Source organism: Anthropogastromicrobium sp. (assembly GCF_037349415.1).
Classification (GTDB): domain Bacteria; phylum Bacillota; class Clostridia; order Lachnospirales; family Lachnospiraceae; genus Anthropogastromicrobium; species Anthropogastromicrobium aceti.
Map to the genome: position 1 here is coordinate 1 of NZ_JAXWCK010000025.1, position 22071 is coordinate 22071.

Here is a 22071-nt window from a genome sequence, read left to right on the forward strand (position 1 = left end):
CTTGGCTTTCATCCCACGGTTAAAACCGTGGGCTTTCCCGCCCGACTTTTGTAAAAAAACCTTAAGCAGATTAGTCAATTGCTATATCTGCCTAAGGTTTTTATTTTGTCAAAATTAACTGCAATTAGAACTTCTTTGCATCCTCTTCTTCTGCTGCAAGTTCTTCCTCGCTGACTAACTCGTCATATTCCTCGTCGTCAAGCATTTCATCAAATGCGTCAGAAGCAATCTCATACTCCTCATCGGACTCAATATTTGTCAGGTTTGGATTGCCCTGCTCATCCTCTTCATAACGATACAGATAAACAGTACCTTCCTCTGCTTCAATTCCCTCAGTTGGAAGAAGTGCAATATACTCTCTGTCTCCGCCCTTGAAAATATTTAGTACGATACACTCTAACTCAGAATCATCATCAAGTGTCAGGGTTACTGTATCGCGTCCTTCAAATTCGTCATCATGCTTTGCCATTCTCGCTCTCCTTTCTGTCGTTTTTGTTCAATATATTCGTAACTATTCAGAATTTTATTCCGAAAGCTTCTCAATTGCAGCCTTGATACGTGCGATAGATTCTTCTTTTCCAAGAATTTCCATCAGCTCAGTTGCACCACCCGGTGTGGACTGTTTTCCTGAAACTGCAGTACGGATCGGCCACATTACAAAACCAGTCTTGTATCCCTTCTCCTTTGCAAATGCACTAAGAGAAGCAAATAATGCGTCATTAGAAAAATCTTCCTGCGCCTCAAGTACTGGAAGAACTTCTTTTAACAGCTGTAAGGAAGACTCTTTTGTTGTCTTCATCTTCTTATGAACATACATCTCGCTGTCGTACTCTGGTACTTCCTGGAAGAAATCGACAAGTGCTTCGATATCTGGGAATACCTCGATACGTGTCTTTACCATCTTTGCAATCTTCTCATAATCGCAGTCTCTTGTAACTACCTTTTTGATATGTGGAAGTGCCATCTCCATATAACGGTCATCGTCCATCTCTTTGATGTACTCGCCATTTAACCACTTTAACTTTCCGTAGTCAAAGACTGCCGGAGATTTGCTCATCTTTGTATAGTCAAACTTCTCGATCATCTCCTGCATCGTCATCTTTTCCTGATTGTCAGCCGGGCTCCAGCCAAGCAGTGCAACAAAGTTAACGATACATTCCGGAAGGAAGCCCTGCTCTAACAGATCCTCAAATGAAGAATGACCGCAGCGCTTTGAAAGCTTCTTATGCTCCTCATCTGTAATAAGCGGACAATGTACATATACCGGAATCTCCCAGCCAAATGCCTCATACAGACGGTTATACTTTGGAGAAGATGACAGATATTCATTTCCTCTTACAACATGAGTGATACCCATTAAATGATCATCTACTACGTTAGCAAAATTGTAAGTCGGGAAACCATCAGACTTAATTAAGATCATGTCATCAAGCTCCTCGTTATTTACAGTGATATCACCGTAAATCTCATCATGGAAGGTTGTTGTTCCAGTACGCGGATTATTCTGACGGATAACAAATGGCTTGCCTGCTGCAAGATTTGCCTCAACCTCTTCCTTTGAAAGTCCAAGGCAATGCTTGTCATAGATGCTGATTTCCTTATCACCAATCATAGTGTGCAAAGACTCAAGACGCTCCTTATCGCAGAAGCAATAATAAGCCTCTCCCTTTTCTACCAGCTGCTTTGCATACTCCATGTAGATGCCCTGCTTCTGGCGCTCACTCTGTACATATGGGCCTACACCGCCGTCCTTGTCTGGACCTTCATCATGGGTAATGCCCGCCTTTTCCAGTGTACGGTAAATGATATCAACAGCACCTTCAACCTGACGTTCCTGGTCGGTGTCCTCGATACGTAAGAGGAAATCTCCTCCCTCATGTCTTGTAATCAAATACGCATACAGTGCTGTTCTCAGGTTTCCGACATGCATACGTCCTGTCGGGCTGGGAGCAAATCTGGTTCTAACTTTACTCATAATGTAACCTGTCCTTTCTATTTTTCTGTCAGGGATGCAAAATACATTCCTGACTTTGTTTTTCATTCTTCTTGCATCTGATAGGGTAGCATATTCAACATAAAAATGCAAGTACTAATGTTTGCAAGGGAGTAGTTTTACAGTACAGAGATATTCTCTCCCTGCAGTCCGTTGAATGCGCCGTCAATCTTGGCATCTGCATGTGCGATAAGCCACTTATTTTCTGCTGTCAGTAAACGATCTTCTCCTGTTGCCTCTGGATTCTTTGTAATATCAGCATTTGTTCCCTTTGGAAGAATAATGACATCCTTAAAGCCCTTGCCGTCTACGCCACATGGTGCATAGTGAAGTGTTGTCTCGTACATCTCAAATGCTGTTCCTGCCGGTACAAAGAAGGCTTCTACCTTTGCTGTGTCATATGTAAAATCATCTGCTACGTCAACAAGAGATCCAACGAGCACGATCAGATCAGTAACAGCTACGTTTACCTCGCCGCAGCGATGATACTCGAGTGCATTTAATAAGGAATTGTGGCCATTGCAGTATCCTACCTGAATTGGAAGCTTTCCATAATAAATTTCCTGAAACTTCTCTGCACTCTTTGTTGCCTCTAATGCTGCCTCTGATGCCACGTAAACTACATCATCCGGACATGGAGTTGCTTCCATTGCCTGTAACAGATCACCTAATTCGATATCTGTGATAACCTTTCCAAATCTCTTGTACGCTGCGTCATTAACATTCTGAATCTTAATCATTTTTTGTTCTCCTTTATATAAATTTGCCATTTTATTACCATAAATATAAAATGTTCAAAATAGCGGACTCAAACATATGAGCCCGCTATATTCTTCTTAATTGAATTGCTCCATTGCTGCGCAACTCTCACAATTCTAAAAATATTCTGATATCTTATGCAAACGGATTCTCAGTTGGATATCTTACACCCTTTGGCTGATTGTAGTTGATATCCTCTAGCGGAACACCGATATACTTGAATACCTCATACAGTGCCTTTCCAAAGTGTCCAAATGCAACTGCTCCATGATGTGGATAGTTCTTCTCAATTAATACATGACGGTAGAAGCGTCCCATCTCTGGAATTGCGAATACACCGATGCCTCCGAATGACTTAGTTGCAACTGGAAGTACTTCACCCTCTGCCATATAAGCACGAAGCTTGCAGTCAGCAGTAGACTGTAAACGATAGAATGTGATATCGCCTGGAACAATATCTCCCTCAAGAGTACCCTGGGTAACTTCTTCCGGAAGGTTACGTGCCATAATCTTCTGATACTTCATTGTGCAGGAAGAAAGCTTCTTGCTGCAGGTATTTCCGCAATGGAATCCCATGAAGGTATCCTTCTGTGTATAGTCAAACTTGCCTTCAATAGACTCCTTATACATATCAGCTGGTACAGAGTTGTTGATATCAAGCAGAGTAACAGCATCTTCGCTAACGCATGTTCCAATAAACTCACTTAAGCATCCATAGATATCAACCTCACATGATACCGGAATGCCCATTCCAGTCAGACGGCTGTTTACATAGCAAGGTACAAATCCAAACTGTGTCTGGAATGCCGGCCAGCACTTTCCAGCGATTGCCACGTACTTGCGGTATCCTCTGTGTGCCTCAATCCAATCAAGAAGTGTCAGCTCATACTGTGCAAGCTTTGGCAGAACCTCTGGCTTCTTATTGCCTTCTCCAAGCTCTGCTTCCATCTCTGCTACCTTAGCTGGGATTCTTGGGTCATTGTCATGCTTCTTGAATGCCTCGAACAGATCAAGCTCGGAGTTTTCCTCGATCTCAACACCAAGGTCATAAAGTGGCTTGATCGGTGCATTACATGCTAAGAAGTTTAACGGTCTTGGTCCAAAAGAAATGATCTTTAAATCAGACAGACCAATGATGGTTCTTGCGATTGGTAAGAACTCATGCATCATGTCTGCGCACTCCTGTGCGGTTCCAACAGGATACTCCGGAATGTAAGCACCTACATTGCGAAGCTTTAAGTTGTAGCTTGCATTCAGCATACCACAGTATGCATCACCTCTGCCATCTGAAAGGTCATTCTGGCTCTCCTCTGCTGCTGCAACAAACATCTTCGGTCCATCGAAATGTTTTGCAAGAAGTGTCTCAGAAATCTCTGGGCCAAAGTTTCCAAGATATACGCAAAGTGCATTACATCCTGCCTTCTTGATATCCTCAAGAGCCTGAACCATGTGGATCTCGCTCTCTACGATACAGACTGGACATTCGTAAATGTCCTGTACATCATACTTTTCTGCATATGCTGCTACAAGAGCCTTTCTTCTATTTACAGAAAGACTTTCCGGGAAACAGTCACGGCTGACTGCTACGATTCCTAATTTTACCTGAGGAATGTTGTTCATGATAAATATGCCTCCTACATTATATGTATCTATTTTTCAGCACGCATTTTACGCGCACCTGAATTACTCACTTAATTACTCGCCAAATACAGCGATGTAATCTTTCTTAAACTTCTCAATACCCTGATCTGTTAATGGATGCTTTACCATCTGCATCAGTACATTGTATGGAACTGTTGCGATATCAGCACCTGCAAGCGCACAGTCGATTACATGAATCGGATTTCTTACGCTGGCTGCAATGATCTGCGTATCAATGTCATCATACATAGCAAAGATATCAGCGATAGTGCGGATCAGATCCATACCTGGTGTAGAAATATCATCAAGTCTTCCAAGGAATGGAGAAACATATGTTGCACCTGCTCTTGCTGCAAGAAGTGCCTGTGCTGCTGAGAATACAAGCGTCACGTTTGTCTTGATTCCCATTGCGGAAAGTGCCTTTGTTGCCTTTAAGCCTTCTGCTGTCATAGGAATCTTTACAACCATGTTCGGATGAATTTTGCTGATTGCAATACCTTCCTTAACCATAGTCTCAGCATCTGTTGTAGTTGCCTTAACCTCTCCGCTGATCGGGCCATCTACGATTGATGCGATCTCTGCGATTACTTCCTCAAAAACACGTCCTTCCTTTGCAATCAGGGACGGATTTGTGGTAACACCACAGATAATTCCCATATCATTGGCCTCTTTGATGTAGTCAACATTGGCAGTATCAATAAAAAATTTCATAATAACATACACCTCCAAATTATTGTCATGGACCAAAGTTCTTATCCATGCATTTGTAATAATCATAATGCATGGCCCTATAAAAGTCAACTTGTTTGTACAACCTCTACATCAATTTTCTTGACACTCTTCTTTTTTTTTAGATGCTTTCTTGCACTTTTACTAATGATCTGCTATACTTAAGTTCAGTTCACGGATTCGTGCATTGTCATCTTTTCCGACTCGAACACTACACTGCATTACTATGCAAAATATGGAGGATTATTATGAGCGAAAGAAAACTCCCTACAATTTATACCTGTTTTCCAGGCGGAAAACACAAGGTTTTAACAATGAGCTACGACGATGGTAAATTAGAAGATCGCCGCCTTGTTTCCATCTTTAATAAATATGGCATCAAGGGTACATTCCACTTAAATTCCGGTCTGGAGATGGACACACGTATTCCAACCTCTGAATACCAGGAACTCTACAAAGGACATGAAGTTTCCTGCCATACATTAACTCACCCGACAATTGCACGCTGCCCTATGGAGCAGGTAGTATCTCAGGTACTTGATGACCGTAAAAATCTTGAGGCAATCATGGGATATCCGGTACGCGGACTCTCCTACCCGAATGGCTCTTACTCAAAGGAAATCATAAATGCACTTCCGTCTCTTGGCATTCGCTATGCACGTACTGTAACAAGCACAATGTCATTTGCAATGCCAGAAAACTTCCTTGAGTGGAATCCAACCTGCCACCACAATAAAAATCTGCTCGAGCTTGGCCAGCAGTTTGTTGATCTGTTCAAGAAACAGTATCTGTACATGATGTATGTATGGGGTCACAGCTATGAGTTCACTAATCAGAATAACTGGGAACTCATGGAAGACTTCTGCAAGTTAGTCGGTGGACGCGACGATATCTGGTACGCAACCAACATCGAAATCGTTGATTACCTTGACGCAGCAAAGAGACTCCAGTACACCGCAGACTGCTCACATGTATACAATCCAAGTGCAGCATCTGTATGGATCTGTGTAAACGACACCAACTTCATTGAATTAAAGGGCGGCACCATGACCGAACTGCCAATTGGAGAATGGGCAAAATAATATTAGAAAGTCGATAGCATTTAGACATATAATCAATACTTTTTCAAGTTACATAATAAAAAGCAGCCCAAATTGATATGTACCCCCAATACTGGACACCCAGTATTGGGGGTATTTTTATGAAATATAGTTATGAATACAAGAAAAAGTGTGTGGAATTGTACCGCCAAGGAAAATGGCCAGAAACACCAGAGGGAGTAAATGAAAAACGATTTCATGATACAATTCGGATTTGGGTTCGTACAGAAGATGCTTGTGGTCCAGAAGCATTTCGACATAAAAATCAAAACAAAGTATGGGCAACAGAAGAAAAGTATGAGCTGATTGCTAAAATTTTGGCCGGTGCATCGTGTAAAGAAACGGCAATTTCGGCTGGAATCAGTGACGGTCTCTTGTACCAATGGGTCAGATGTTATAAAATGAAAGGGTATCAGGGATTGGCCGCACAGCAAAAAGGACGGCCACCCAAGGAGCCTGCCATGAAGAAGAAAATCGTACCAGCAAAACTGACCCCTTCAGAGCGAGAAGAAATGATTCGGCTCAGATCAGAGAATGAGCGTCTGAGATCGGAGATTACCGTCGTAAAAAAAGAGATTGCCTTGAGAGAAGAGAGATGCGCAGCGCAACTCAAGGCGAAAAGGCTGCGCTCGTCCAAGAACTCCACAAAGAAGGACACAGACTGAATGATCTGCTGGATGCCATTGGGCTGTCCAGGTCGACATATTATTATGAGCTCGGCAGAACCGACAAAGTCAAAGAACGAAACGCCAATCTATCGTCTGAAATTGTTTCCATTTTCAACGAGAACAGGAAGCGATATGGCGTAAGAAGGGTACATCGGGAGCTTCTGAACCGTGGCTTTCTGGTAAATCATAAGCGTGTCCAGCGAATTATGAATCAGTTTGCACTATGCGGCAAACGCCCCAAGGAAAAGTACCATTCCTACAAAGGCGATGTGGGCAAGGTCGCTGATAACATTATCAATCGGGATTTCAGTACCGAGAAGCCGCTTCAAAAGTGGACAACAGATGTATCGCAATTCAATCTGCCTTGGGGTAAATGCTACATTTCTCCGATTCTTGACATGAATACCAATGAGATTATTTCCTACAATCTCTCTACCAGTCCGAACATGGAACAAATCAAGGATATGCTGAATAAAGCGTTTGAACGATTTCCTTCTGTACAAGGTTTGATTATGCACTCGGATCAGGGCTGGCAGTACCAGCACGCATTTTACCGGAGCGAACTTCAAAAGCATGGAATTATACAATCTATGTCCCGAAAGGGCAACTGCTATGACAACTGCATTATGGAGACTTTCTTTGGCAGGCTGAAAAACGAAATGTTCTATGGATTAGAGAAGGATTATCCCTCCTTTGAATCCTTCTCTAAGGCGATTGCCGAGTATATCGACTATTACAATAACACCAGAATCCAAGCTAAAACAAAATGGATGCCTCCCTCTAAGTTCAGGGAAGCATCCATGATGGAAGCTTAATTATTCAATTTTGACCCGGTGTCCAGAAAACTGGGTACATATCAAATTTGGACTGCTTTTTTATATTTATGCTTTTTCTGCCAGCAGCTTCTCTGCTGATACAAGTCTTACGCATACTGTAAATACTCTTGATGCAAGCTTTAACTCATCAATGGTCGGGAAGGTCGGTGCCAGACGAATGTTTCTATCCTGCGGATCAATATGATATGGGAAGGTTGCTCCTGCTCCTGTCAGGATAACGCCTGCCTCTTTCATCTTTGCTACGATTTCCTTTGCGCAGCCTGGCATTGAATCAAATCCAATAAAGTAGCCGCCCTTAGGGTTAGTCCACTCTGCGATATCCAGTCCGCCAAGATCTTCTTCCATGATGGAAATCAGTGCTTCAAACTTTGGACGAATCAGATCTGCATGTTTCTTCATATGTGCTTCCATTCCCTCGTTATCGCCGAAGAAACGAACATGGCGCAGCTGATTTACCTTGTCATGGCCGATGGTCTGAACTGCCATCTGCTTTTTGATGGAAGCTACATTTGCAGTGGAGGCTGCGAGTGCTGCCATACCAGAACCTGGAAATACAACCTTAGAGGTGGATACGAACTCATATACCATATCCGGGTTTCCTGCCTTCTCACACTCTTCAAGAATGTTTAAGATCTGTGCAGGCTCACCGTTATACAGGTGATGGATACAATATGCATTATCCCAGAAAATACGGAAATCTTCTGCTGCCGGCTTTAAGTTTGCGAAGCGGCGTACTGTCTCATCTGAGTATACATAGCCCTGTGGGTTTGTATACTTCGGAACACACCAGATACCCTTTACCAGTGGATCCTCAGAAACAAGCTTTTCAACCATATCCATATCTGGTCCGTCTGGTGTCATCGGCACATTGATCATCTCTACGCCAAAATGCTCAGTAATGCCAAAATGACGATCATAGCCTGGAACTGGACATAAGAACTTAACCTTACCCTGAAGTGCCCACGGCTTTCCTCCTAAGACACCCTCATACATACATCTAGCAACAGAATCATACATAACATTCAGACTGGAGTTGCCATATACAATTACCTGCTCTGGCTTTGCACCTATCATGCCACCTAACAGACGCTTTGCCTCTGGGATTCCATCGAGGACACCGTAGTTACGGCAATCGGTACCATCCTCACATGTCAGATTCGAATCAGACCTAAGCACGTCCATCATTCCCTTGGACAGATCAAGCTGTGATGCTGATGGCTTACCTCTGGACATGTTAAGTGCTAAATTCTGTCCCTTGTAATCCTGATACATCGCTTCAAGCTTTTCCTTCTCAGCAAAAAGCTCTTCTCTGGTCATATCCTTATATGCTTTCATAATATGCAGCCTCCTCAGTCTATACAGTTTTGCGCTTCACCGTTATACAGTTTTCATGCAAACTCGTATGCGTATTCCGTTCACTACATGCATTTTATCTTGCCTATGCAGCGCTCGTGAGTATTATTGTATTACACATTTTAATTTTTTTCAATATGAATTATGTAAAAAAATTCGCAGATATTCAAAAGAATATGATGCTTTTCATACATATTTTTTAAATTTATTCTGAAAAACCTTTGAAATTCCTGTTTTTCTTTCGAGCAAATACATTCAGACAAAAGAAAAAGGAGAGCTCTGCTCCCCTTTTTCTCACCGTCTTTATTCTGTAAGTGTGTATATTTACATATATTATTCATTACTCTACAGGTGTTGGTCTTGCTGGATCAAATATATCTCTTGCATCAAACAAATCTGATAAACGGTTATGATAGCTGCTGTCAGTATAGCTCATAACTGCCTCCCACATACGAGTTCCGTCCAGATTTCGTCTTGCCTGACGGAAATAATCTTTATTCGCGCCAATCTGAATCCAATGTTCACTTGATGCATCTACATTACAATAGTAGTCAAAGCCTTTTTGTTTCAAATACAAGAACTTCTCATTGTCAGCTGCATAGCCCTGCCAGCCGTCTAGATCTTCACCAAATGCAAAAATGATAATATCTGTTCCTCCAACAAGCGGTGCTACCTCTCTCTCCCACATGTCAGTGTCCCAGCAGACACGACCATAACTGCTGCTTCCAATATAAATATGACCCCAGCTATGGCTAGCAATTGTCCATCCAAGCTCCTTCATTGCGGCGGCAATCTCTTTGGCCGATGCCTTATCTGCCTCAATGTTTTCATTATTGTAGTACATACGCTGTCGTTCCTCTGCATTCTGCTGATCAAAATATTCGCAGTTCCAATTGTACCAATAGTCAGAGGTACGATAACCAAATATACCATTATAGCCAGTGACTGCAATTGTTCCACGCGCACCGCGATACGAAAAATCTGGATGTGCCTCGATAAAATCCTCTAAAATGGTAAGCACATCAAATGAGCCTCGTATTACAGTGCCGTCATCAAGCGTATATTCATTTGTAATTTTTCCATTTTCATCAAGCACAAAGCGATCTGCAAAGCCCTGCCCTGTCATATACTCATAGTAGCAGACATCATCCTGTGACAGCACAAATGGTGTTTTTCCTGCTGGAAGATAGATCGGCTTCATCTGCATGATCTGTGTTCCATCTGGCTGAGTTACCATTTCCGCCACATCATGAAGACCTACAAGCACATATCCGTCATCGTACATTTTCTGAATTATTTTTACAAACTCATCAATTGTGGTCATAGCTTCGTTATATGCAATCACCTGCGCCTTGCTACTAAGTGAAACATCAAATGTCTTTTCAGGATCTACAATCAAAGTATGAAAGAAAATATGTGTAATTGTGTAGTTGTCATTCCACTGGAATAGACGGGATTTTTCAAGATCATATTCCTCAAGAGCCTTTGTATACTCTTCATTACTCTCATAGCCGCTCACTGCCTGAATCGTCTCAATTGCCTTATCATAATCATACATTGCAGCATAACGATTCGCTGTATCAAGAACAGTATCTCCTGTGCTGGTAAATGTACTCTCAAAAATTGGCGGATTCTGAAAGCTCTCCGGCAGCTTCACACCATAATCTCTTACCTGTTTTAAGCCTGAAGAAATTCCCTCGTCCATACCTGCCTCAGGATTTGTCTGCTGCTCTGCGAGTGATTCATTTTCCTTTTCATACAGCGTAATCACCTGCTTTTCATACGGTGTTTTTGTTTTATTTGAAACAAAAATTCCAATCACTATTGCAAGCGCAGCCACAATGCAAAAGCCGCCTGCAAAAATGGATTGTCTGCCAAATACCTGCTTTTTTCGATGTTTTTTTGAGCGCTTCTGTGAAGCGTTTTTTGTTCTGGTATCTCGCATTTGATGTACCTGTTTGTTTGATGTCTGTATTATTTTTTTATTTGTATTCTGATTCTTTTTCTCCATGAATTTCATTTCCTGCCTTTTTTGCTTGCGTCTGGTTGCCCATGCATGGTATGATTATAGTTAGCTTTTTAACAGCAAAACTTTATCATTATAATACTGATTGTGCCATTAAAAGCACTCTCTGTATCATAGCATATTTTTCTCTATATTTGAAACACTATTTTTATAATGAAAGGAGATTTTATGTTTTTTTTAAAATTACATGCAAAACAATTTCTTTTAAGTACTGCTTTGATTCCCTCTCTGGCACTAACAACCACTGTTAAAGTACACGCCGCGTCTAATACAGAGGATGCTTTTGACAATGCTGCCAACACTTTCTTTTGGGATATCATGGATTCTTCGCCTATTAATCTGCACTATTCCTTTTCTTTTCCAGAGGATTATAAACCGTCTGATAATCCACCACTTGGCTCCTTTAGTGAAACTTTCACCGAGACTGCTGAAATATTAAATCGTGCAAAAGAGAATCTCTCAGCAGTAGAATACAATTCACTGACAGCAAAGCAAAAGCAGGTATACCAGCTAATGAAGCACTATATTGACATTAATCTGGAATATTGTACGCTTCCTGACTATACAAGTACCTTAGGACCTATGAGCGGCATTTTATCCACTTTAAACACAACTATTACTGAATATTATCTTTTGTCTGAACAGGATATTATAAACTATCTTGATGTATTAAAAGACATCCCACGTTTTTTAAATGACGTTGTGAAGGAAATTGAACATCAGGAAAGTATTGGCTATGTGCCTAGCCTCTATGCCTTTGAGCAGGCACTGGAAAATAAGGATGCGATGACAACATTAGAAAATCATCCCTACCTTGAGGCGTTTGAGTCAAATGTGAGTGAAACCGGATTATCTGATGATGTAGTTAATAACTATACAAAACAGGTAGAGACAGTGTTGACCGATGAAGTTCTTCCTGCTTTTTCTTCTTTCTATGAAACATTAGAAAATAAAAAAGCCTCTGCCGGTGAGAGCAAAGGTCTTGCTTTTTATGATCAGGGTAAGGAATATTATGAACTTTTAGTAAGAGACAATACAGGAACTGATATGACACCGCTTGAGCTTAAGGATTATCTGACAGATAAGCTGACACAGGGGCTTATGAACCTGTCGCAGTCTTACTCCTACAATCCTAATTTGTTAAATGATCTTGATTCCCTGACAGCACCAAAAACAGACGCTGATGCTATTCTTCAGACATTAAATCAAAAGGCAACTGAATGTATGCCGGATATCGGTGATACCACATATACACTAAGCTACCTTCCCGAAGCACTTCAGGTTCCGAACAATCTGGCCTACTATCTGTCAAGCCCGCTTGATAACGAAAGTCGAAACATTATCCGGATTAACCCCAGCGAAGTTGGCGATGATTCGATGGTTCTTTGGACTACAATGGCACATGAGGGCTATCCTGGTCATCTTTATCAGCACCAGTATTTTATGCAAAATTCTTTTGAATACAATATTGAGACTCTCATTGGTTCTCTTGGTACCTCAGAGGGATGGGCTTATTACGTTGAAAAGCTTTCTCTTGAATGGGCTGGACTTGACGAAGCAACTGCTGATGCCTACTTTACTAACATGATCCTTGGAATGGCTGCACTCTCCGTTGTTGACATTGGCGTCAATTACGAGGGCTGGGGCATAGAAGAAACCTCTAATTTTTTAACAACCTATTATGGCGAATTAGATAAAAACACTTGCCAGAATTTTATAGATACCTGCGCTAACGATCCTGGCGTCTATCTGCCATACAGCGTTGGCTACTATAAAACTGAAGATCTTTTTGAACAGATGGCTGACGGATATTCATCTGACAAAAATATGTATGCTGCTTATCTTAAAATGGGAAGTATGCCATTTACATTGTTAGAGAAATATTTGATTCCTGATAACTCCATCTAAAACAATTTTGCCAGGCATGAAAAAACATGCCTGGCATTTTTTTAGAACAACAGCACTATCATCTGCTCCACAAGAACAACTGTTACAAGTGCAATCGGATATGTTGATGCATAGGCAGATGCCACATCATCTGTTCCTGCTACCTGAATCAGTGAGCCAAGTGCTGGTGTACTTGTCATACCACCGCACAAAGCACCCATGTTATTGAGGATCGGAAGCTTTAATACCTTCTTTGCAAATAAGTAACCGACAATCATCGGAACAAGTGTCATTATCATTCCGTACACGAAAAGAATCGGACCTTGTTCTATAAGTGTATCGACAAAACCAGCTCCGCCCTCGCAGCCTGCTCCTATCAGGAAAAGAATCAGACCAAATTCACGCATACATTCCATGACGCTCTTTTTCGGCTTTAGATCAATCGGTCCAATGTGCACAATATGACCAATTAACAGACCAGCAATTAACGGACCGCCAGATGTTCCAAGTGAAAAGAAAGCACCGCCTGGAAGCGGAATCTTTATAAGACCAATGATTAAGCCAAGTACGATTGTCAGGCAAAGCGGCATCATGCCAAGCGAATCAACAGCGATTAAACCCTTTGTCTTAAAACTCTTTGGTGCATTTCCTGCATCCTCTGCAAGCTTTGCGCGCTCCTTTGCCATATCAACCTTTAAGATTTTTGGCATCAGCTGCACAAACAATACGACTCCAATAACACCAAATGGGTAGGCAATTCCATAGCCGACTGATACAATATCCTTTGCGTTGCCTGCTGCCTCCTGTGCTGCTGCAAATCCTGGTGTACTTGTCAGGGCACCTGAAAGCAGTCCGGCTGCCAGAGCACCATCTACATTTCCAATCAGACAGATAGCTGCTGTACAAAGTCCACCGGCAATAATAATGCAAAAGCCAAGTATAACGTAAGACTTGAAGTTGTGCATGAAATTATGAAAAAACTTTGGTCCGGCAATCAAACCAACCGATGCTACAAACAATACAATACCGATGCTCTTTGCAAATGACGGACAGGTTACTCCAAAGTGTCCGGCAATCAGTGATACAATCAGAATGCCGGCATCTCCTACCTCAATTCCTTTAATTTTAATACGTCCTATGATATATCCGATCATTGCAATTAAAAAAACTTGAAATGCCGGATTTGAAAGGACACTATTTACATATCCCATAGCCGTTTCCCCTATTTTTATTTTGATATTATTTCATTGTGCTCAAAAAAGCCGGAGGGTTTCCCCGGCTTTTTTGCTTTTATTTTATTGAATTACTTTTTTCTTCTGTAATCTGGTAAGATCTTCGGAGATACCTCATCGGTATGAATGCCTGCTGCCTCACACTCCTTCTCGAAGCTGTCAACATGCTCCAGTGTCAGATCAGACAGTGTAACGTTCTTAAACTGCTTACCTGCTTCCTGACCTGCGTTACGACCGAATACAATAACATCCAGAAGTGAGTTACCCATCAGACGGTTTCTTCCATGAACACCACCTGCTGCCTCACCTGCAACATAAAGATTCTCAACATCAGACATACCGTTTACGCTGACACGAACACCACCATTCTGGTAATGCAGTGTTGGGTAAATTACGATCGGCACCTTTCTCATATCGATGTCATATCTTAAGTACATACGAAGCATACCTGGAAGTCTCTTCTCCAGTGTTCCTTCTCCGTGGATTGCATCGATCATCGGGCTATCCAGCCAGATACCATCGCGAAGCGGTGTGTGGATTCCGTTTCCTCTTGCTACCTCACGAATTACGCCAGATGCTGCAACGTCTCTTGTTTCCAGCGGATGCATAAATGCTTCACCGTTTACATTAACAAACTGTGCACCCATAGAACGAACCTTCTCTGTTACAAGCGCACCATAGATCTGAGATGGGAATGCAACACCAGTTGGATGATACTGTAATGTATCCTGATACAGAAGTCTTGCGCCTGCACGATAAGCAAGTACCAAACCGTCTGCAGTTGCACCGTAGTGATTGGATGTCGGGAATCCCTGATAATGAAGTCTTCCTGCACCACCAGTTGCGATGATAACGCACTTTGCACGTGCGATTAAGATCTCACCTGTCTCCATGTTCTGTAAAACAGCACCTGCTGCCTTACCTTCAGTATCCTTGATGATTTCGATTGCAGATGTGAAATCAACAACCGGGATCTTACGGTTCTGAACCTCATCACGAAGAACTCTCATGATCTCAGCACCAGAGTAGTCTGCTGCTGCATGCATTCTCTTTCTGGAAGTTCCGCCGCCGTGTGTGGTAATCATGTTGCCGTCCTTATCCTTATCAAACAGAACGCCAAGGTCATTTAACCACTTGATACACTCTGGTCCGTCCATAACAAGCTTCTCAACAAGCTCTGGAACGTTTGCGAAATGTCCGCCGCCCATTACATCTAAGTAATGCTGTGCCGGAGAATCATTTTCCTTATCTGCTGCCTGGATACCACCCTCTGCCATCATGGTGTTGGCATCACCGATACGAAGCTTGGTAACGATCATTACGTTTGCGCCTGCCTCGTGTGCCTCGATTGCTGCAGATGCACCGGAACCGCCGCCGCCGATAACAAGAACGTCAACGTCATAATCCGGATGAGCCAAATCTAAGGTCATTCCCTGAACACGGCTCTTTGCCTGTAAAAGCTCTACTAACTCCTTCGGAGCCTTCTCGCCTTTGTTCGGTCCTACTATAATCTCTGCAAAGCTAGAAAGATTATAGTCTGGATGATACTGCTCAAGCAGTGCATCCTTTTCTTCTGCTGTCATACGTCTCGGCTCTGCTGCCATACGGGCTGCTCTGGTGGCTTCAACTTTCTTGACAGACTCCATCATTTCCTCTGTATATGGAAAGCTCATCTTATTCGTCCTCCTTTATTTTTCGATTACACGATTGTTGTACATATCCTTCAGCTCGTCTACAGACTTGCTCATGATTTCCTTCATCGCCTCATCGAAATCTCCTTCTGCAATCTCCTCAACACGCTTTGTCAGATGCTTTGCTTCTGGCTTTAAGTACTTACCGGTCAATCTTCTTGCAAGTAATGCAACCTGCGGATGAGAAATTCCAGCCGGACATCTGGATGAGCAGACACCACACATTACACAGTCAAAGGACTCCTCTGCACACTTCTCGTACTCACCGCGCTGTGCATATGCAATGTACTGCATGGTGTTTAACTGCTGTGTACAAGCCTTTGTACAGGCATTACATCCGATACAGGAATAGATCTCCGGATACAGCTGCATCATGATCTCCTGAGTTGGACGGATCTCCTCAATGTTATAGATTTCCTTCTCTAACGGGAAGAACGGCAGAGATGCTACACACATGTTGTCCTCAACCTTTGTGGAACATGCCAGGCAGCCATGAAGAGTTGTCTCACCCTTAATACGGTAAATAGTAGCACAAGCACCACAGAAACCGTTACGGCAGCCGCAGCCACGAACCAGCTGATAACCGGAATACTCAAAAGCTTCCATAATTGTCAGGCTGGAGGGAACAGTATATTTCTTACCATATAAATAAACTGTAATCATTTCGTCCATTATTATATTTCCTCCATATTCAAATCTTTTTTTCGCCGTGCTCTCTCGCATGCGCTTCGCGCACGCTCGCACGCGGGCTTCGCCCTATGCAGTCTCAGAAAAGTGTCTACATTCATGTAAACATGATGCATTCACTTTTCTTCGACTGCGCACGGCTCATTGTCTTCGCGATTAATACTCGTCTGGCAGCTCATCCAGCTGGTCGAAGCGGAATACCGGACCGTCCTTGCAGACATACTTGGAACCGATATTGCAGCGGCCGCACTTTCCGATACCGCACTTCATGCGAAGCTCCATGGTTGTATATACCTGGCTCTTTGAGAAGCCCAGTGCCTGCAGATTCTGCAGAGTAAACTTGATCATGATCGGCGGTCCACAGATCAGGATTGTCTTGTCTAAGGAAAGATTCAGCTCATTTACGTAGCTTGGAACAAATCCAACATGGCCATCCCAACCCTCCTGCGGGCGGTCGATAGTCAGATGAACGTTAATTCCTTCCTCGTTGCACCACTCGTCCTGAATTTCCTTGATGTCTACAAGATCATCCATAGAACGGGAACCGTAAATAATATCAATATCACCGTACTGATCACGATAGTGACGGCAATAGTTGATTACAGAATGAAGCGGAGCCAGTCCGATACCACCTGCGATAAACAGCAAATTTTTGCCCTTTAACTCGGTATCTACCGGGAATCCATTTCCATATGGTCCACGGATTGTGATCATCTGACCTGGTTCAATTGCATGAAGCCAGCTAGTCAAACATCCGCACTTCTTAATGGAAAACTCCATATATTCTTCCTGTGTCGGAGAAGAGGTAATGGAAAACATACCCTCTCCTACACCTGGAACGGAAAGCATGGCACACTGACCAGGCTTATGTTCAAATGCTTTCTTGCCGTCTGGCGTTACAACACGGAATGTCTTTACATCCGGTGTATCCTTACGGATCTCAGTAACAACGCCAAGAGCAGGAATTAATTCTTCTCTTCTCTCACTCATGCCTGTGTACCTCCCAATGTTTTTGCTACCTTAACGATATTCAGGGAATTCGGGCACTTCTTTAAGCAGCGGCCGCAGCCTACGCAGGAGAACTCGCCATCATTTCTAAGCGGATTATAAACCAGCTTGTGCATGAATCTCTGGCGGAAACGCTCTACCTGACTCTTACGGTTTGTTCCGTGAGCCATCATTGTGAAGTCACGGTACATACAGGAATCCCAGCAGCGGTAACGCTCAATACCATGTCCTGTATCATAGTCACGCACATCATAGCACTGACATGTCGGACATACAAATGTACATGTTCCGCAGCCTAAGCAGTGGCTTGACAGTTCCTTCCACTCTTCTCTCTTGAAGATCTCTAACTCCGGATGAGAAGTGAAATAGGACAGATCAAGATCAGCAAGAGGCAGCTTCTTTAAGATTTCCTTTACAGCAGCCTGCTGTGCCTCTACTGCCTTAGAATCGCTCTCTGCTAAAACAGCCTCAACCTTTTTAGTTAAGCCCTCGCCCTTCTCTGTCTGTGCTTCCCAGTAAAGGGTATCCTCTACGATCCATGTTACAACATCACCCTCTGGCTTAGTTGCATCAATTCCAAAGGTACTGCAAAAACAAGTTTCCTCTGGTCTGTGACATGCCATAGATACAACAATGCCATGCTCTCTTCTTGCCTGATAATAAGTATCAACCGGATCAGCAAGGAAAACCTTATCCAAAATTGAAAAGCTTCTTGCATCACATGCTCTGACACCAAATACAACAAAATCCTTATCCTTCTTTGCAGCTGCCTCTACAGAAATCTTCTTTCCGTCCATATGGAATTTCATCAGATCTTCCTGGAACGGGAAGAACATATCCTTTGCAGACTTTACAGTCTGAAGTGCATCAAGACGCACCTTTGCATCTGCAGAATAAGGACCAAATTCTACCTCATTGCCCTTCTCTACTGGCAAATACAGTTCATCCACAGCCTGAATCGCATCAAACAGGCGGGAAATCTCACTCATAGCAATCTTTAACATGATTAATTCCCCCTCTCCATAACGATACTCGGCTCACAGTCTTCCTTAGTATAAGAAATCAGCGGTCCTCTTACGCCAACCTCAGTTCCTGCCTGGAAATCACCGTAGAATGTATCAATATCCTTGATGAACTTACGATTTAACAGATGAAGAGGAATGTTCTGCGGACATACTCTGCTGCACTCACCACAGTCGGTACAACGACCAGCTACATGGAATGCACGAATAACGTGGAACATATTCTCCTCGAAATCAGTATTGTTTACCTTAGCAGCAACTCCGGACTTCGGGTTATCGAATACGCAGGTACGGCAAGTACATGCTGGACATGCATTACGACATGCATTGCAGCGGATACACTTTGACAGCTGGCTTCTCCAGAAATCAAAACGCTCCTGCTCTGTCATTGCCTCAAGCTTTGCAACCTCAGCCATACGATCTGCACTTACTGGAACTTCTGGTGCTTCCTCATCTGGAATTAAAAGTTCATCGCCGGCTACATGATTTTTGCCCTTGCATACCATACAGCGCTCTAACAGCACTTCACTCTTCTTGCACTCCTCATCACCGTAAAGAGTCTTTACCTTAATGGTATCGCCCTCTTCCTCGATGCCAAGGATACCTGTGATTCCCTTTGCCTTGATCTTATTAACATCGATCATTCCGGTACATGGGATTCCCAGTGCATAAACCTTCTCTGCGTCCAGTCTGTGCTCTGTCTGCAGCTGATTGTAGCTGTAGCAGTCACACGGCTTAAGCAGTGCAAGGATCTTCTTTGGCTGCGGCGGTTCCGGTGCATTCGGTGCACGGAACGGCACATCCATTGTTGCAGCGCCTACTAAAAATTTACTCTGGTTTGCGCCGCAGAAGCTATTATAAACGAGTTCGTCCAGATTCTCCTTTGTGAAGATAGCCGGAGATACGTCGTAGCAGAATTCACCGGCCTTCCAGCCGATCACGCGGTCTACAGTGCCGTTATCAATAAGCTCATTGATTTTTGACACCAGTAATTCTTTTATTTCTCGCATCGCAGATCCCTCAACTTTCTGTTTTCACCAAGCTTTGTAATGGTGTCCACAAAATCATTCATAACAGATGCAAATCTTGCACCCTCTGCTGCAGAAACCCACTCCACTCTTGCTCTCTCCTTCTCAATGCCCAGATAATCAAGCATAGAGAACAGAAGTGTCATTCTTCTTCTTGCGTAGTAGTTACCAGTTGTGTAATGGCAGTCGCCCGGATGACATCCACACAGGATAACACCATCAGCACCTCTCTCAAACGCACGCAAAATGAACAGCGGATTTACACGGCAGGAGCATGGTACACGAATAATCTTGACATTTGCCGGATAATTCAGACGGCTGCTTCCAGCTAAGTCTGCTCCCGCATATGAACACCAGTTACAGCAGAATGCCACGATCAGAGGAGTAAACTCTTTGTTTTCATTTGTCTCATTTACTTGCATATTGCGTCTACCTCCGCCATAATCTGATTATTTGCAAAGCCCTTCAGGTCCATAGCGCCGGACGGACATGTAACCGTACAAGCACCGCAGCCCTGGCAGATTGCTTCATTAACAACTGCAACTCTTCTTGTCTCACGAACACCCTTGTCCATAACAAGTCTCTCTTCATAGGTGATAGCACCATATGCGCAGACATTTGCACACTGTGAACATCCGTTACACAATGTCTCATCAGAATGAGCTACACATGCGTTGCAAAGCAGGGAATCCTTTGCAAGAAGGCCGATTACCTTTGCTGCAGCAGCACTTGCCTGTGCAACAGTCTCCGGAATATCCTTTGGTCCCTGGCAAACACCTGATAAGAAGATACCAGCTGTCGGGCTCTCTACAGGACGAAGCTTTGCATGAGCCTCTGTAAAGAAGTCGTTTGTATCCATACTTGCAGTCAGCATCGTTGCAAGATTTCTTGCGCTCTCATCTGGCTCAATTGCAGATGCAAGAACAACCATATCTGCATCCATATGGATCTGCTCGTTGTTTAACAGATCAGAAGCCTGAACCTTAAGGCAGCCCTGACCCTGCTCTACCTTTCCGACCATACCCTTAATATAATGTACACCATACTGCTCTACAGCACGACGATAGAACTCATCAAAGTTCTTACCTGGTGTACGAACATCAATATAAAATACAGTAACGTCGATATCCGGATGATGATCCTTTACAAGCATTGCATGCTTTGCTGTGTACATACAGCAGATCTTTGAACAGTAAGACTTGTCTCTGCAGGAATCTCCTCTGGAGCCTACACACTGTACAAATACGATCTTCTTTGGATGTCTTCCATCAGACGGACATACAAGCTGTCCCTTTGTCGGGCCTGCTGCGTTCATGATACGCTCAAACTCTAAGGAAGTAACAACATCCTTGCTCTGTGAATACAGATACTCATCAAACTTAACAGGCTTAATCTGATTGTAACCTGTTGCAACTACGATTGCACCGTACTCCTTGGTGATAAACTCTTCCTTCTGATCATAATTGATCGCTCCGGCACCACAAGTTCTCACACAAAGTCCGCACTTGCCAGTCTTAAAGTGAATACATGCATCGCGGTCGATAACTGCTAACTTCGGAACAGCCTGTGCAAATGGGATGTAGATTGCTGGTCTATTGTCAAGACCCATGTTAAACTCGTTTGGTGTCTTCTTAGACGGACATTTCTCGGTACAAGCACCACATCCTGTACACTTTACTGGATCAACGTAACGCGGCTTCTGCTTGATGGTTACACTGAAGTTTCCTACGAAACCTGAAACCTTATCTACCTCACAGTAGGTATACAGATGAATCTTATCGTTTGCACCTGCATCTACCATCTTTGGTGTCAAAATACATGCCGCACAGTCAAGTGTTGGGAATGTCTTATCAAGCTGAGACATCTTACCACCGATTGTTGGCTTCTTCTCTACGATATCAACCTCAAAACCAGCATCTGCAATATCCAGTGCAGTCTGGATACCAGCGATACCGCCTCCGATTACAAGCGCACGCTTTACAACTGGGCTTGTCTGAGAGGTAAGAGGTGCATTTAACTGAACTTTTGCGATTGCGGAACGGCCTAAAATGATTGCCTTCTCAGTTGCTTCCTTGATATCCTTATGAATCCATGAACACTGCTCACGAATGTTTGCAATCTCAAGCATGTATGGATTTAATCCCGCTGCCTGTACGGTCTTGCGGAAGGTTGCCTCATGCATACGAGGAGAACAGGAACAGATTACTACGCCGGTCAGTCCGTATTCCTTGATGGCATCCTTAATGATGTTCTGTCCGCTGGCAGAACACATATACTGATAGTCGGTTGCGTATACTACGCCCGGCTGAACCTTTAAGGCTTCAACCACAGCCGCAACATCGACAGTTGCTGCGATATTGCTTCCGCACCAACATACAAATACTCCTATTTTCTGCATATGTAAACCAGCC

19 protein-coding genes are annotated in these 22071 nt (G+C 43.2%); 4 read left to right on the top strand and 15 right to left on the bottom strand.

The genetic code is table 11. From position 1 onward, the window contains the following. Positions 1–124: 124 nt before the first annotated feature. The 5 genes from WJP93_RS03845 to fsa form a co-directional block, all read right to left on the bottom strand. A complete protein-coding gene (locus tag WJP93_RS03845) occupies positions 125–469 on the bottom strand; it encodes a DUF1292 domain-containing protein (protein WP_066563254.1) in 345 nt (114 codons plus the stop codon). A gap of 54 nt (positions 470–523) precedes the next feature. Beyond that, positions 524–1975: a glutamate--tRNA ligase gene (gltX, locus tag WJP93_RS03850; protein WP_337547006.1), complete on the bottom strand. Its 1452-nt coding sequence runs from the start codon at positions 1973–1975 to the stop codon at positions 524–526. Between the two features lie 137 nt (positions 1976–2112). Beyond that, positions 2113–2730, bottom strand: a complete 618-nt coding sequence (locus tag WJP93_RS03855) for a DUF4867 family protein (RefSeq protein WP_227101717.1) — start codon at positions 2728–2730, stop codon at positions 2113–2115. A 157-nt stretch (positions 2731–2887) separates the two neighbouring features. Beyond that, positions 2888–4372 (bottom strand): L-fucose/L-arabinose isomerase family protein, encoded by a 1485-nt coding sequence (locus WJP93_RS03860; protein ID WP_337547007.1) that lies wholly within the window; start codon positions 4370–4372, stop codon positions 2888–2890. Positions 4373–4447: 75 nt separating this feature from the next. After that, the gene (fsa, locus tag WJP93_RS03865) at positions 4448–5104 is read right to left on the bottom strand and encodes a fructose-6-phosphate aldolase (protein ID WP_227101686.1); all 657 of its coding nucleotides are present in this window, start codon (positions 5102–5104) and stop codon (positions 4448–4450) included. 266 nt (positions 5105–5370) lie between these two features. Here fsa and WJP93_RS03870 point away from each other — a divergent pair, with 266 nt between their 5' ends. From WJP93_RS03870 to WJP93_RS03880, 3 genes are all read left to right on the top strand, one after another. Continuing rightward, the gene (locus tag WJP93_RS03870; protein WP_227101685.1) at positions 5371–6204 is read left to right on the top strand and encodes a polysaccharide deacetylase family protein; all 834 of its coding nucleotides are present in this window, start codon (positions 5371–5373) and stop codon (positions 6202–6204) included. A 119-nt stretch (positions 6205–6323) separates the two neighbouring features. Next, a complete protein-coding gene (locus tag WJP93_RS03875; RefSeq protein WP_337547008.1) occupies positions 6324–6887 on the top strand; it encodes a transposase in 564 nt (187 codons plus the stop codon). Further along, complete coding sequence (locus WJP93_RS03880; RefSeq protein ID WP_337547009.1) at positions 6818–7705, top strand: IS3 family transposase; 888 nt, start codon at positions 6818–6820, stop codon at positions 7703–7705. Before WJP93_RS03875 ends, WJP93_RS03880 begins: the two co-directional genes overlap by 70 nt. A 66-nt stretch (positions 7706–7771) precedes the next feature. Here WJP93_RS03880 and WJP93_RS03885 read toward each other — a convergent pair whose 3' ends face one another. Together WJP93_RS03885 and WJP93_RS03890 are read right to left on the bottom strand one after the other, a co-directional pair. After that, positions 7772–9061: an aminotransferase gene (locus WJP93_RS03885; protein WP_337547010.1), complete on the bottom strand. Its 1290-nt coding sequence runs from the start codon at positions 9059–9061 to the stop codon at positions 7772–7774. Between the two features lie 358 nt (positions 9062–9419). Next, positions 9420–11090 carry a polysaccharide deacetylase gene (locus WJP93_RS03890; RefSeq protein ID WP_337547012.1) on the bottom strand — a complete coding sequence of 557 codons (1671 nt, stop codon included), beginning with the start codon at positions 11088–11090 and terminating at the stop codon, positions 9420–9422. 183 nt (positions 11091–11273) lie between these two features. On the opposite strand from WJP93_RS03890, the gene WJP93_RS03895 reads away from it, so the two are divergent. Further along, positions 11274–13013 (top strand): DUF885 family protein, encoded by a 1740-nt coding sequence (locus tag WJP93_RS03895; RefSeq protein WP_337547014.1) that lies wholly within the window; start codon positions 11274–11276, stop codon positions 13011–13013. A gap of 41 nt (positions 13014–13054) precedes the next feature. On the opposite strand, the gene WJP93_RS03900 is transcribed toward WJP93_RS03895, so the two are convergent. From WJP93_RS03900 to WJP93_RS03935, 8 genes are all read right to left on the bottom strand, one after another. Beyond that, positions 13055–14203 (bottom strand): permease, encoded by a 1149-nt coding sequence (locus tag WJP93_RS03900; RefSeq protein WP_337547016.1) that lies wholly within the window; start codon positions 14201–14203, stop codon positions 13055–13057. 92 nt (positions 14204–14295) lie between these two features. After that, complete coding sequence (locus WJP93_RS03905; RefSeq protein ID WP_227100363.1) at positions 14296–15897, bottom strand: FAD-dependent oxidoreductase; 1602 nt, start codon at positions 15895–15897, stop codon at positions 14296–14298. Between the two features lie 15 nt (positions 15898–15912). Then, a complete protein-coding gene (locus WJP93_RS03910; RefSeq protein WP_066563226.1) occupies positions 15913–16587 on the bottom strand; it encodes a 4Fe-4S dicluster domain-containing protein in 675 nt (224 codons plus the stop codon). A gap of 171 nt (positions 16588–16758) precedes the next feature. Further along, a complete protein-coding gene (locus tag WJP93_RS03915) occupies positions 16759–17592 on the bottom strand; it encodes an FAD/NAD(P)-binding protein (protein ID WP_066563217.1) in 834 nt (277 codons plus the stop codon). Next, the gene (locus WJP93_RS03920; protein ID WP_337547020.1) at positions 17589–18614 is read right to left on the bottom strand and encodes a 4Fe-4S dicluster domain-containing protein; all 1026 of its coding nucleotides are present in this window, start codon (positions 18612–18614) and stop codon (positions 17589–17591) included. The genes WJP93_RS03915 and WJP93_RS03920 overlap by 4 nt, the downstream gene beginning before the upstream one ends. Before the next feature lie 2 nt (positions 18615–18616). After that, complete coding sequence (locus WJP93_RS03925; protein ID WP_118613006.1) at positions 18617–19642, bottom strand: 4Fe-4S dicluster domain-containing protein; 1026 nt, start codon at positions 19640–19642, stop codon at positions 18617–18619. Further along, positions 19630–20082 carry a hydrogenase iron-sulfur subunit gene (locus WJP93_RS03930; RefSeq protein WP_066563205.1) on the bottom strand — a complete coding sequence of 151 codons (453 nt, stop codon included), beginning with the start codon at positions 20080–20082 and terminating at the stop codon, positions 19630–19632. Before WJP93_RS03930 ends, WJP93_RS03925 begins: the two co-directional genes overlap by 13 nt. Further along, positions 20073–22058: a CoB--CoM heterodisulfide reductase iron-sulfur subunit A family protein gene (locus tag WJP93_RS03935; protein ID WP_066563203.1), complete on the bottom strand. Its 1986-nt coding sequence runs from the start codon at positions 22056–22058 to the stop codon at positions 20073–20075. The genes WJP93_RS03930 and WJP93_RS03935 overlap by 10 nt, the downstream gene beginning before the upstream one ends. Between the last annotated feature and the right edge of the window lie 13 nt (positions 22059–22071).

Bases quoted from the DNA above. Each gene is read 5' to 3' on its own strand.
- WJP93_RS03885 (WP_337547010.1), bottom strand. From the start codon at position 9,061: ATGAAAGCATATAAGGATATGACCAGAGAAGAGCTTTTTGCTGAGAAG.
- WJP93_RS03875 (WP_337547008.1), top strand. From the start codon at position 6,324: ATGAAATATAGTTATGAATACAAGAAAAAGTGTGTGGAATTGTACCGC.
- gltX (WP_337547006.1), bottom strand. From the start codon at position 1,975: ATGAGTAAAGTTAGAACCAGATTTGCTCCCAGCCCGACAGGACGTATG.
- WJP93_RS03895 (WP_337547014.1), top strand. From the start codon at position 11,274: ATGTTTTTTTTAAAATTACATGCAAAACAATTTCTTTTAAGTACTGCT.
- WJP93_RS03915 (WP_066563217.1), bottom strand. From the start codon at position 17,592: ATGAGTGAGAGAAGAGAAGAATTAATTCCTGCTCTTGGCGTTGTTACT.
- fsa (WP_227101686.1), bottom strand. From the start codon at position 5,104: ATGAAATTTTTTATTGATACTGCCAATGTTGACTACATCAAAGAGGCC.
- WJP93_RS03935 (WP_066563203.1), bottom strand. From the start codon at position 22,058: ATGCAGAAAATAGGAGTATTTGTATGTTGGTGCGGAAGCAATATCGCA.
- WJP93_RS03920 (WP_337547020.1), bottom strand. From the start codon at position 18,614: ATGTTAAAGATTGCTATGAGTGAGATTTCCCGCCTGTTTGATGCGATT.
- WJP93_RS03880 (WP_337547009.1), top strand. From the start codon at position 6,818: ATGCGCAGCGCAACTCAAGGCGAAAAGGCTGCGCTCGTCCAAGAACTC.
- WJP93_RS03900 (WP_337547016.1), bottom strand. From the start codon at position 14,203: ATGGGATATGTAAATAGTGTCCTTTCAAATCCGGCATTTCAAGTTTTT.
- WJP93_RS03930 (WP_066563205.1), bottom strand. From the start codon at position 20,082: ATGCAAGTAAATGAGACAAATGAAAACAAAGAGTTTACTCCTCTGATC.
- WJP93_RS03905 (WP_227100363.1), bottom strand. From the start codon at position 15,897: ATGAGCTTTCCATATACAGAGGAAATGATGGAGTCTGTCAAGAAAGTT.
- WJP93_RS03890 (WP_337547012.1), bottom strand. From the start codon at position 11,090: ATGGAGAAAAAGAATCAGAATACAAATAAAAAAATAATACAGACATCA.
- WJP93_RS03870 (WP_227101685.1), top strand. From the start codon at position 5,371: ATGAGCGAAAGAAAACTCCCTACAATTTATACCTGTTTTCCAGGCGGA.
- WJP93_RS03925 (WP_118613006.1), bottom strand. From the start codon at position 19,642: ATGCGAGAAATAAAAGAATTACTGGTGTCAAAAATCAATGAGCTTATT.
- WJP93_RS03910 (WP_066563226.1), bottom strand. From the start codon at position 16,587: ATGGACGAAATGATTACAGTTTATTTATATGGTAAGAAATATACTGTT.
- WJP93_RS03845 (WP_066563254.1), bottom strand. From the start codon at position 469: ATGGCAAAGCATGATGACGAATTTGAAGGACGCGATACAGTAACCCTG.
- WJP93_RS03860 (WP_337547007.1), bottom strand. From the start codon at position 4,372: ATGAACAACATTCCTCAGGTAAAATTAGGAATCGTAGCAGTCAGCCGT.